The organism is Cupriavidus sp. H19C3 (assembly GCF_049393815.1).
In the GTDB taxonomy this organism is placed as follows: domain Bacteria; phylum Pseudomonadota; class Gammaproteobacteria; order Burkholderiales; family Burkholderiaceae; genus Cupriavidus.
The window spans coordinates 15,937-27,475 of record NZ_CP184985.1 but is presented as its reverse complement, the minus strand read 5'-3'; the positions used below and the strand labels follow the sequence as shown (position 1 = coordinate 27,475).

Here is an 11,539-nt window from a genome sequence, read left to right as displayed (position 1 = left end):
CGCTTAGGAGTGGGTGTGGGCCGGGACCATGCACTGCTTGTGTTCGACGTGATACTCGAACTCTTTCCAGTAGTGCTTGAGCATGCCGCGCACCGGCATCGCCGCCGCATCGCCGAGCGCGCAGATGGTGCGGCCCATGATGTTCTCGGCAACGTTGTTGAGCAGGTCCAGGTCTTCCTGGCGACCTTCTCCGTGTTCAATGCGATTGACCATGCGGTAGAGCCAGCCGGTGCCTTCGCGGCACGGCGTGCACTGGCCGCACGATTCCTCAAAGTAGAAATACGACAGGCGCAGCAGCGAACGGACCATGCAGCGCGTCTCGTCCATGACGATCACCGCGCCCGAGCCCAGCATCGAGCCGGCCTTGGCGATCGAGTCGTAGTCCATGTCGGTCGCCATCATCATGTCGCCCGGCACCACGGGAGCGGACGAACCGCCCGGAATCACCGCCTTGATGCGCTTGCCGCCGCGCATGCCGCCGGCCAGCTCGAGCAGCGTCGCGAACGGCGTGCCGAGCGGAATCTCGTAGTTGCCCGGGCGCTCGATGTCACCCGAAATCGAGAAGATCTTGGTGCCGCCGTTATTCGGCTTGCCCATCTTCAGGTAGTTTTCCGGACCGACTTCCAGCAGGAACGGCACCGCCGCAAACGTCTCGGTATTGTTGATCGTGGTCGGCTTGCCATACAGGCCGAAGCTCGCCGGAAACGGCGGCTTGAAGCGCGGCTGGCCCTTCTTGCCTTCCAGCGATTCGAGCAGCGCGGTTTCCTCGCCGCAGATGTACGCGCCATAGCCATGGTGCGCATGCAGCTGGAAGTTGAAGCCCGAGCCGAGGATGTTGTCGCCGAGGAAACCGGCGGCACGCGCTTCTTCCAGCGCCTCCTCGAAGATCTTGTACTCGTTCCAGATCTCGCCGTGGATGTAGTTGTAGCCCACGGTGATACCCATCGCATACGCGCCGATGGCCATGCCCTCGATCAGCGAATGCGGGTTGTAGCGGATGATGTCGCGGTCCTTGAACGTACCGGGTTCGCCTTCGTCGGTATTGCAGACGAGGTACTTCTGGCCCGGGAACTGGCGCGGCATGAAGCTCCACTTCAGGCCGGTCGGGAAGCCCGCGCCGCCACGGCCGCGCAGACCCGACGCCTTGACGTCGGCAATCACCTGCTCGGGCGGAATCTTCTCGGTCAGGATCCGGCGCAGCTGCTTGTAGCCGCCGCGCTTGACGTAGTCCTCGAGATGCCAGTTCTTGCCGTCCAGGCCCGCCAGGATCAGCGGCTTGATGTGACGGTCGTGCAGACAGGTCATGTTACTTGTCCCCCTTGGCGGCGGCCTCGGCACGCAGTTCCTCGACCAGTTCGTCGAGCTTCTGGTTGCTCATGAAGCTGCACATGCGGGTGTTGTTGACGATCATCACCGGGGCGTCGCCGCAGGCGCCCATGCACTCGCCCTCCTTGAGGGTGAAGCAGCCATCCGCGGTGGTCTCGTTGTAGTCGATGCCCAGCTTCTGCTTGAGGTAGTCGCCCGCCCGCTCGCCGCCCGACAGCGCGCACGGCAGGTTGGTGCAGACGGTGAGCTTGTACTTGCCCACCGGCCGGGTGTCATACATGTTGTAGAAGGTGGCCACCTCTTCCACCCACACGGGCGGCATGTCGAGGTAGCTGGCGACGAACTGCATGACTTCGGGGGAAACCCAACCCACCTCGCCCTGTGCCACGGCGAGTGCCGCCATCACGGCCGACTGTTTCTGGTCGGCCGGATATTTCGCGATCGCGCGATCGATTTCCTTGAGAGCTTCTGCTGATAGCATGGTCATTGCAGTCATACGGCGAACGCCGCGTGCCAATCCGCGCGGCACGTCCGCTGGTTTGCAGCCGTCGCTGCCTTGTTCTGCCGCCGGACACGCTGCGTCCGGCCACACTCCGTCGCAGGCATCGCCTGCCACCCCGCCTGCCGGCAACTGCCAGCCAGCCGCGAAGCGATGCCCGGATCGTCGTCCGTGCGACGGTCTACCGACCGATTCAGAACGAGAGGTCCTGAATCGGTCTCCATTTATCGGTCGATCTCGCCGAACACGATGTCCTGCGTACCGATGATCGTCACCGCGTCCGCAATCATGTGTCCCTTGGCCATTTCGTCCAGGGCCGCGAGGTGCGGAAAGCCCGGCGCGCGGATCTTCAGGCGGTACGGCTTGTTCGCGCCGTCCGAGATCGCATAGATGCCAAACTCGCCCTTCGGGTGCTCGACCGCGGCATAGGCTTCGCCGGCCGGCACGTGAATCCCTTCGGTGAAGAGCTTGAAGTGGTGGATCAGCTCTTCCATGTTGGACTTCATGTCCACCCGCGACGGCGGTGCCACCTTGTGGTTCTCGGTGATCACGGGGCCCGGGTTGCGGCGCAGCCAGTCCACGCACTGCTTGATGATGCGGGTCGACTGGCGCATTTCTTCCACACGCACCAGATAGCGCGAGTAGCAGTCGCCGCCCACGCCCACCGGCACGTCGAATTCGACGCGGTCGTACACTTCGTACGGCTGCTTCTTGCGCAGGTCCCACTCGATGCCCGAGCCACGCAGCATCGGACCGGTGAAACCCATCTGCAGCGCGCGCTCCGGGCTCACCACGCCGATGCCAACCAGGCGCTGCTTCCAGATGCGGTTATCGGTCAGCAGCGTCTCGTATTCGTCGACGTAGGTCGGGAAACGATTGGTGAAGTCCTCGATGAAGTCCAGCAGCGAGCCCGAACGCGCTTCGTTCATGGCCTTGATGGCACGCTCGTTGTGGACTTTGGAGGCGCGGTATTGCGGCATCGTGTCGGGCAGGTCGCGATAGACGCCGCCCGGACGATAGTAGGCCGCGTGCATGCGCGCACCCGAGACCGCCTCGTACATGTCGAACATGTCCTCGCGCTCGCGGAACGCGTAGAGGAACACCGCCATCGCGCCCACGTCGAGTGCATGCGCGCCGATCCACATCAGGTGGTTCAGCAGACGCGTGATCTCGTCGAACATCACGCGGATGTACTGCGCGCGGATCGGAACCTCGAGGCCGAGCATCCGCTCGATGGCCATCACGTAGGCGTGTTCGTTGGCCATCATCGACACGTAGTCGAGACGGTCCATGTACGGCACGCTCTGAATCCAGGTTTTCTGTTCGGCCAGCTTCTCGGTGGCACGGTGCAGCAGGCCGATATGGGGGTCGGCGCGCTGGATCACTTCGCCGTCCAGCTCGAGCACCAGGCGCAGCACGCCGTGCGCCGCCGGGTGTTGGGGGCCGAAGTTGAGGGTGTAGTTCTTGATATCTGCCATCGCGCGATCTCAGTGCTGCGTGCCGCCGTAGTTTTCCTCGCGAATCACGCGCGGCGTGATTTCGCGCGGCTCGATCGTCACCGGCTGGTAGATGACCCGCTTCTGTTCCGGGTCGTAGCGCATCTCGACATAACCGGATACCGGGAAATCCTTGCGGAACGGGTGGCCCACGAAGCCGTAGTCGGTCAGGATGCGGCGCAGGTCCGGATGGCCTTCGAACACGATGCCGTAGAAATCGAAGGCTTCGCGTTCGAACCAGTTGACCGAGTTCCACACGTCGATCAGCGACGGCAGCACCGGCAGGTCGTCATCGGGCGCAAACACGCGCAGGCGCAGGCGCCAGTTGTGCGTGATCGACAGCAGGTGCGAGACGGCGGCAAAGCGCGGGCCGTCCCACGTACCTTCGGCATATTCGGAATAATCGACGCCGCACAGGTCGACCAGTTGTTCGAAGCGCAGCGCGGGATCGTCGCGCAGCAGCAGCGCGGTTTCCAGGTAGTCGGCCGCCTTCACGATCAGCGTCAGTTCGCCAACCGATTCCGGCGCCATGACCAGCGATTGCACGCGCTTGCCGAGAACCTTCTCGAGCGCGGCCTTGAGGGTATCGAGCGTCGCCATGGTCAGCCCTTGCGCGCGATGGTGTTGGTACGACGAATCTTGTTCTGGAGCTGGATCACGCCATAGATCAGCGCTTCCGCCGTCGGCGGGCAGCCCGGAACATAGATGTCCACCGGCACGATACGGTCGCAACCACGCACCACCGAATACGAGTAGTGGTAGTAGCCGCCGCCATTGGCGCAGGAACCCATGGAGATCACCCAGCGCGGCTCGGCCATCTGGTCGTAGACCTTGCGCAGCGCGGGCGCCATCTTGTTGCACAGCGTGCCGGCCACGATCATCACGTCCGACTGGCGCGGCGACGGGCGGAACACCACGCCGAAGCGGTCCAGATCGTAGCGTGCCGCGCCGGCATGCATCATTTCCACCGCACAGCAGGCCAGGCCAAACGTCATCGGCCACAGCGACCCGGTGCGGGTCCAGTTGATCAGCTTGTCAGCGGTAGTCGTGACGAAGCCTTCGTTGAGAACGCCTTCGATTGCCATTTCACATCACTCCCAATCGAGCGCGCCCTTTTTCCAGATGTAGACGAAGCCCACGATGAATTCCAACAGAAATACGCCCATCGCGATGAACCCCGGCCAGCCGATGTCCTTGAGGGCAACACCCCACGGAAACAGGAAGGCAGTCTCGAGATCGAACAGGATAAACAGGATGGCGATGAGGTAATAGCGCACGTCGAACTTCATGCGCGCATCCTCGAATGCTTCGAAGCCGCACTCGTATGGCGACAGCTTCGCGGGATCAGGCTTGTTGGGACCGAGTATCCGACCGATGGACATCAGCGCTCCGCCGAGCACGACGCCAAAGAGGATAAAGATGAGGACGGGGAAGTAGGCTTCGAGAGTCAAGGTACGGCCAGCCTTATCTGGAATGTTGTCAACAGCACCAGCTGAAGCGGCGTTCTGTTGCCCACCCCAAGCGCCATTCCGTCTAGATCACGGCGCCGCCTTGCGGACTGCCGGAGCCCTCCATGTTATCGGTTCGGGTAGAACATTCCTGAATACCCGAAGCAACATCACGCAGTGCTCCGATCAAGTTGTTTGGTGCCGACGGCGAGACTCGAACTCGCACAGCTTTCGCCACTACCCCCTCAAGATAGCGTGTCTACCAATTTCACCACGTCGGCTGGGGGAGAAACAATATTGCCTGGCGCCGGGTTTTAAGCCCTCCGGGTCTCTGGCAAGAGCGTCTTTGCTCCTGTTTGAGCCCCGTCGCTGGGGAATCGTTTCAAGCCTTGCATTCTAACTCAAGATTCCTGATTTGTTCAATGCACAACTGCAAATTTAATCAGGAATCGTGGCCGATGCAGGCCAATTATTTCGGGACTGCGGGGGCTGCGGGCACGGACGCCGCCGAGGCCGCGGGCGCAGCGGCGCCGGCATTCGCGGCCGGTGCCGAAGCACCGCTCGCGGCCGTCGCCGGCGCGCCCTGCTGGGCTGCGCCCATCACGCCCAGCGAGGTCTGCGGCTTGTAGTTGCCAAGCAGCGTGAGACCGAGCGTGCAGACGAAGAACAGCGAGGCCAGCACGGCCGTCGTGCGCGACAGGAAGTTGGCCGAGCCCGAGGCGCCGAACAGGCTGCCCGAGGCGCCGGACCCGAACGCCGCACCGACGTCGGCACCCTTGCCATGTTGCAGCAGCACCAGGCCGATCACGCCGAGTGCCGACAGCACCTGCACCAGCACTAACAAAGTCTTGAAGATTGCCATTTGGTTAAATTCGTTCGCTTGCCTGATCAATACATGCCATCGGCATCAGGCATTGCCGATCGCCAGGAAATCTTCCGCCTTCAGCGACGCGCCGCCAATCAGGCCACCGTCGATGTCGGACATGGAAAACAGTTCGGCCGCATTGTCGGGCTTGACGCTGCCGCCGTACAGAATGGGCAGGCGTGCGGCCACTTCGGCCAACTCGCTGCCGCGCGCTGCGACCTGCTGACGCAGGAAGGCATGCACGGCCTGCGCCTGCGCGCTGGTCGCGGTCTTGCCGGTGCCAATGGCCCAGACGGGCTCATAGGCCAGCACAATGCGACCCAACTGCTCGATAGAGAGGGCATCGAGCACGGCCGTCAGTTGCCGGCCCACCACCGCCTCGGTCTCGCCTGCTTCACGCTGCGCGAGGGTCTCCCCCACACAGACCACGGGAACGATACCGGATTCCAGCGCGCGCAACGCCTTGGTCGCCACGGTCGTATCGGTTTCGCCGTGATAGGTACGGCGTTCCGAGTGGCCCACGAGCACGTACGTGCAGCCGAAGTCGCCGAGCATTGGCGCCGCGACTTCACCGGTGAACGCGCCGCGCGTCTCGGCCGAGACATCCTGCGCACCCCAGCCGATCGACGACCCGGTCAGTTCGGCCTGGCACTGGGCCAGATACGGAAATGGCACGCACACCGCAAGGCGCGCACGCGCCGGGGTGGCCTTGATGCCTGCCAGCAGCGTCGCGTTGGCGGCCAGGCTGCCATGCATCTTCCAGTTGCCGATGACCAGCTTTTGTCTCACGGGGTCCCCTCTCGATCAAAAACCCGCTATTGTAACGTGCGACCGGGGGGACCGCCACCGAGCAGCCGCAATTACCAGGTCAGCATGATCTTGCCGACGTGCTCGCTCGACTCCATCAGCGCATGCGCCTGCGCGGCCTGCGCGGCCGGGAACACCTTGTGGATGACCGGCTTGATTTTGCCCGCGGCCAGCAGCGGCCACACATGCCGGTGCAGCGCCTCGGCAATCGCGCCCTTGAAGGCGGGCGGACGCGGACGCAGCGTGGAACCGGTAATGGTGATGCGGCGACGCAGGATATCGCCGAGCGGAATCTCGGCCTTGGCGCCGCCCAGCAGCGCGATGATCACGATGCGGCCATCGTCGGCGATGCACGACAGCTCGCGCGCGAGATACGAGCCGCCGACCATGTCGAGGATCACGTCAACGCCCTTGCCATCGGTCAGCGCCTTCACTTCGGCCGCAAAGTCCTGCGTCTTGTAGTTGATCGCACGATCGGCGCCCAGCGCCTCGCATGCCTTGCATTTGTCGTCGCTGCCCGCGGTGACGAAGACCTTGAAGCCCATCGCCTTGGCAATCTGGATCGCGCTGGTACCGATCCCGCTCGAACCGCCCTGGATCAGCAGCGTCTCGTCGGCGCCGCGCGGGCCCTTGCCCAGCAGGCCGCGATCGAACACGTTGCTCCACACGGTGAAGAACGTCTCGGGCAGCCCGGCCGCCTCGATATCCGACAACCCGGCCGGCACCGGCAGGCACTGCGCCACCGGCGCCGTGCACAGCTCGGCGTAACCACCGCCCTGCACCAGCGCGCAGACGCGGTCGCCCACTTTCAGGCCGAAGCGGTTGTCGGCATGAGCGAGATCGCCGCCGACGACCACGCCCGCGACTTCCAGGCCCGGCAGGTCGGAGGCCCCCGGCGGCACCGGATAGTTGCCCTTGCGCTGGAACACGTCCGGGCGATTGACGCCGGCCGCGGCCACGCGGATCAGGATCTCGCCCGCTTTCGGCGTGGGGTCGGGGCGCTCGGTCAGTTGCAGAACTTCCGGGTCACCGTATTCACGGATCTCGATGGCTTTCATCTGGACTCCTCGTGTCTCTGTCGAATGGGGCCGGCGCTGCGGGAACAGGCGCCGCGATGTCCGGCAGTGTAAACAAAAAAGCGGCTGGACATCGCCAGCCGCTTTTTGCCCTGCCTGCCGTGCCATCCATGGCACCGCGGCAGGAAACTCCCGCTCCCGCTTACTGCTGGTCGCTACCCGACGGTGCCGCCGGCGCATCGCCCTGCGGCGCGATCGGGCTGATACTGCCGCCCTCTTCCGCCAGCGCGGCCTTCAGCGACAGACGCAGACGACCCTTCTCGTCGGCCTGGATCAGCTTGACGCGCACCTGCTGGCCTTCCTTCAGCCAGTCCTTGATGTCCTTGACGCGCTCGTTGACGATTTCCGAGATATGCAGGAGACCGTCCTTGCCCGGCAGGATGTTGACGATGGCGCCAAAGTCCAGCAGCTTCAGCACGGTACCGGCGTAGATCTTGCCCACTTCGGCTTCCGCGGTGATGCCTTCGATGCGGCGCTTGGCTTCCGCCATGCCGTCGGTCGAGGTCGACGCGATGGTGATGGTGCCGTCTTCCTGGATATCGATGGTGGTGCCGGTTTCCTTGGTCAGCGCCTGGATGGTCGAGCCGCCCTTACCGATCACTTCGCGGATCTTGTCCGGATGGATCTTCATCGTGATCATGCGCGGCGCGTGCTCCGACAGCTCGGTGCGCGCGTGACCCATGGCTTCCTGCATCTTGCCCAGGATGTGCATGCGGCCTTCGCGGGCTTGGGCCAGCGCCACCTGCATGATTTCCTTGGTGATGCCCTGGACCTTGATGTCCATCTGCAGCGCGGTGATACCCGAATCGGTACCGGCCACCTTGAAGTCCATGTCGCCGAGGTGATCCTCGTCGCCGAGGATGTCGGTCAGCACGGCAAACTTGTTGCCTTCGAGGATCAGACCCATGGCCACGCCGGCCACGTGCGCCTTGACCGGAACGCCGGCGTCCATCAGCGCGAGGCAGCCACCGCACACCGATGCCATCGACGACGAGCCGTTCGACTCGGTGATTTCCGACACCAGGCGGATCGTATAGGCGAATTCGTCTTCACGCGGCAGCACCGGGATCAGTGCGCGCTTGGCCAGACGGCCGTGGCCGATTTCGCGGCGCTTGGGGCTGCCCACGCGACCGGTCTCGCCAGTGGCGAACGGCGGCATGTTGTAGTGGAGCATGAAGCGGTCGCGGTATTCGCCGGCCAGCGCGTCGATGATCTGCTCGTCGCTCTTGGTGCCCAGCGTGGCCACCACGAGCGCCTGCGTCTCACCACGCGTGAACAGCGAGGAGCCGTGCGCGCGCGGCAGCACCGACGAACGGATCTCGATCGGGCGCACGGTGCGCGTGTCGCGGCCGTCGATACGCGGCTCGCCGGCCAGGATCTGGCCACGCACGATCTTCGCCTCGAGGTCGAACAGGATGTTGCCCACTTCGACCTTGTCGGCTTCCACGCCGGCCTCGGCCAGCCTGGCATCGACGCTGCCGTAGATTTCCTTGAGCTTCTGGCTGCGCGCCGACTTCTGGCGCAGCTGATAGGCTTCCTGCAGCAGCGGCAGGCCGATCTCGCTCACCTTGGCGATCAGCGCTTCGTTCTTGGCCGGCGGCGCCCAGTCCCACTCCGGCTTGCCGGCTTCGCGCACGAGTTCGTGGATCGCGTTGATCGCGATCTGCATCTGCTCGTGGCCATAGACCACCGCGCCCAGCATTACTTCTTCCGACAGCTGGTTGGCTTCCGATTCCACCATCAGCACGGCGCGCTCGGTACCGGCCACCACGAGGTCCAGCTCCGACGAGGCGGTCTGGCTGCGGGTCGGGTTGAGCAGGTACTGGCCATCCTTGTAGCCCACGCGCGCGGCGCCCACCGGACCGTTGAACGGAATGCCGGACACGGCCAGCGCGGCCGAGGCACCGATCATCGCGGGGATGTCGGCCGGCACGTCGGGGTTGATCGACACCACGTGGATCACCACCTGGACGTCGTTGTAGAAGCCTTCCGGAAACAGCGGGCGCAGCGGACGGTCGATCAGGCGCGAGGTCAGCGTCTCGAGTTCGGAAGGACGGCCTTCACGCTTGAAGAAGCCACCGGGGATCTTGCCCGCGGCGTAGGTCTTTTCGATGTAGTCGACGGTCAGCGGAAAGAAATCCTGGCCGGCCTTCGGGCTCTTGGCGGCCACGACGGTGGCGAGCACCACGGTGTCTTCCACATCGACGATCACGGCGCCGCTGGCCTGGCGCGCGATTTCGCCGGTTTCCATGCGGACCGTATGCTGGCCCCACTGGAATTCCTTGACGGTCTTGTTGAACATGGTCATGAGCGTTCCTTCGATTCATGCTGCGCGCCATGCCCATGCATGGACGCGCCTTGCCTGCGCTCGCAGCCGCAGGCGTACTGCCGGAGGCATTGCCGGCCGCGGTCGCAGGGAAGTGCTATGCCATTCCATCGCGTCACCATGAACGCTGGTCACCACGCGATGGAATGACACAAAACCCCGGTTCCTTGCCCGGCTCCGGTGTCTCGGAGCTAAAGAGCAAAACAACTTACTCCGTTACACAACATGGCGCAACGGGCGACGGGTTGCCGGTGAAGCCCCCGTCGAGTGAAGCAGATAGCACATCAGCGGCGGTGTTTTTATCGCAAATCGGTAAAAACAGCCACCAGAAAAGCAAAATGCCTGCCTCAGCAACGCTGACGCAGGCATCGTGGCCTCACGCGAAACCGTGCAACCCAACCACTTGCAGGATCGGTGTCACCATCCGCGAACCTTCTTACTTACGCAGGCCCAGCTTTTCGATCAGGGCGCGATAGCGGTCGGCATCGCTGGCCTTGAGGTAGTCCAGCAGGCGGCGACGACGGCTCACCATGCGCAGCAGACCGCGGCGGCTGTGGTGATCCTTCATGTTGGCCTTGAAGTGCGGGGTCAGTTCGTTGATGCGGGTGGTCAGCAGAGCGACCTGGACTTCGGGGCTACCCGTGTCGTTGGCGCCGCGGGCGAACTGCTTGATGACTTCGGACTTGTTGATATCGGCAACTGCCATGATGTTTTCCTTTCTGTTTCACTTGCGAACACCGCAGCGCGGGATGCGCCGCCTGTGTCGTGCGCGCTTCATCGGCCACCGGGAAAGCCCGGCAAACGATAGCCGCGCATTATAGCCGAAATCCACCGCGTGGCGAAACTGCCGGTGCAGACGGCGTCTCGGCACGTCCGGCTGCCGCAAGCAACGCCGGGGCCACACAACTTTCCGGCCGGGACTACACTGCCGGATACTGGATCTTTCTCCCCCGCCGCCCCCTTGAGTGCAGCCATGTTCCCCGCCCGCCTGACCGCTTCCCTTCCCTTGTCACCCTCGCTGCCACACTTGCTACGACTTGGCCTGCGCCGCGCCGCGCTCGCCTCGGTGGTCGTGCTGGCCACGGCATGTGCCACGCTGGCGCCGGTCAGTACCGGCCTCAAGCTGGTCGGCCAGCCGCAGAGCGCGGTCCAGGCGACTTTCGGCGCGCCGACCGACAAGTTCCAGTTCCAGGACGGCACCTCGCGCTGGATCTACTCGACCCAGCCGCTCGGCGAGGACGCCTATGCCGCCGATTTCGACCGCAACGGCAACCTGACCAACTTCCGCAACATGCTGACCACGCTGGAGCTCTACAAGGCGCAGGTCAATGTCTGGACCAAGCAGGACGTGCTCGAGCATTTCGGCGCCCCGCGTGAACCGAACCAGTATTTCCCGCGGCTCAGGCGCGAGGTGTGGACCTACCGCTTCCTGCAGGACCGCCAGTGGTATTCGATGTTCAACTTCTACTTCGACGATGCCGGCGTGCTGCGCCAGACGCAGATCACGCCCGATCCGCTGCGTGATCGCAGCGACCGGCGCTGAAGCGCTGAAACGGACCGAAACGGACCGAAACGCGCCGAGAAGCGCCGAGAAGCGCCGAGAAGCGCCGGCCATCATGACAAAGCCCGCCACCGCGTGGTACGCGGCAGCGGGCCTTTGTCGGGAGCGGCGCCGGACCTCGTGAGTCCGTCACAC

Annotated in this window: 12 protein-coding genes and 1 tRNA gene; 1 reads left to right on the top strand and 12 read right to left on the bottom strand. The window is 64.0% G+C overall.

The features are described from left to right. Window positions 1-3: 3 nt before the first annotated feature. The 12 genes from nuoF to rpsO all read right to left on the bottom strand — a co-directional run bounded on the left by nuoF (window position 4) and on the right by rpsO (window position 10,549). Window positions 4-1,305, bottom strand: a complete 1,302-nt coding sequence (gene nuoF, locus DFLDMN_RS00150; protein WP_423196523.1) for an NADH-quinone oxidoreductase subunit NuoF — start codon at window positions 1,303-1,305, stop codon at window positions 4-6. 1 nt (window position 1,306) lies between these two features. Continuing rightward, on the bottom strand, window positions 1,307-1,807 hold the full coding sequence (nuoE, locus tag DFLDMN_RS00145; RefSeq protein ID WP_423196522.1) for an NADH-quinone oxidoreductase subunit NuoE: 501 nt from the start codon (window positions 1,805-1,807) through the stop codon (window positions 1,307-1,309). 242 nt (window positions 1,808-2,049) lie between these two features. Next, entirely contained in the window at window positions 2,050-3,303 is a 1,254-nt protein-coding gene (locus DFLDMN_RS00140) for an NADH-quinone oxidoreductase subunit D (RefSeq protein ID WP_423196521.1), read from the bottom strand. Between the two features lie 9 nt (window positions 3,304-3,312). After that, window positions 3,313-3,921 carry an NADH-quinone oxidoreductase subunit C gene (locus DFLDMN_RS00135; protein WP_423196520.1) on the bottom strand — a complete coding sequence of 203 codons (609 nt, stop codon included), beginning with the start codon at window positions 3,919-3,921 and terminating at the stop codon, window positions 3,313-3,315. Window positions 3,922-3,923: 2 nt separating this feature from the next. Next, window positions 3,924-4,406: a NuoB/complex I 20 kDa subunit family protein gene (locus DFLDMN_RS00130; RefSeq protein WP_020203631.1), complete on the bottom strand. Its 483-nt coding sequence runs from the start codon at window positions 4,404-4,406 to the stop codon at window positions 3,924-3,926. Between the two features lie 6 nt (window positions 4,407-4,412). Beyond that, complete coding sequence (locus DFLDMN_RS00125) at window positions 4,413-4,772, bottom strand: NADH-quinone oxidoreductase subunit A (protein ID WP_423196519.1); 360 nt, start codon at window positions 4,770-4,772, stop codon at window positions 4,413-4,415. Window positions 4,773-4,965: 193 nt separating this feature from the next. Then, window positions 4,966-5,050 (bottom strand) — tRNA-Leu (locus tag DFLDMN_RS00120). A 188-nt stretch (window positions 5,051-5,238) separates the two neighbouring features. Continuing rightward, entirely contained in the window at window positions 5,239-5,631 is a 393-nt protein-coding gene (gene secG / locus DFLDMN_RS00115) for a preprotein translocase subunit SecG (RefSeq protein WP_423196518.1), read from the bottom strand. A 45-nt stretch (window positions 5,632-5,676) separates the two neighbouring features. Continuing rightward, the gene (tpiA, locus tag DFLDMN_RS00110; RefSeq protein WP_423196517.1) at window positions 5,677-6,423 is read right to left on the bottom strand and encodes a triose-phosphate isomerase; all 747 of its coding nucleotides are present in this window, start codon (window positions 6,421-6,423) and stop codon (window positions 5,677-5,679) included. A gap of 71 nt (window positions 6,424-6,494) precedes the next feature. Next, window positions 6,495-7,499: an NAD(P)H-quinone oxidoreductase gene (locus DFLDMN_RS00105; protein ID WP_423196516.1), complete on the bottom strand. Its 1,005-nt coding sequence runs from the start codon at window positions 7,497-7,499 to the stop codon at window positions 6,495-6,497. A gap of 160 nt (window positions 7,500-7,659) precedes the next feature. Then, a complete protein-coding gene (gene pnp, locus DFLDMN_RS00100; RefSeq protein ID WP_423196515.1) occupies window positions 7,660-9,825 on the bottom strand; it encodes a polyribonucleotide nucleotidyltransferase in 2,166 nt (721 codons plus the stop codon). Window positions 9,826-10,279: 454 nt separating this feature from the next. Then, on the bottom strand, window positions 10,280-10,549 hold the full coding sequence (rpsO, locus tag DFLDMN_RS00095; protein ID WP_423196514.1) for a 30S ribosomal protein S15: 270 nt from the start codon (window positions 10,547-10,549) through the stop codon (window positions 10,280-10,282). Window positions 10,550-10,861: 312 nt separating this feature from the next. Here rpsO and DFLDMN_RS00090 point away from each other — a divergent pair, with 312 nt between their 5' ends. Next, on the top strand, window positions 10,862-11,386 hold the full coding sequence (locus DFLDMN_RS00090; RefSeq protein ID WP_423198487.1) for a hypothetical protein: 525 nt from the start codon (window positions 10,862-10,864) through the stop codon (window positions 11,384-11,386). The last annotated feature ends 153 nt before the right edge of the window (window positions 11,387-11,539 follow it).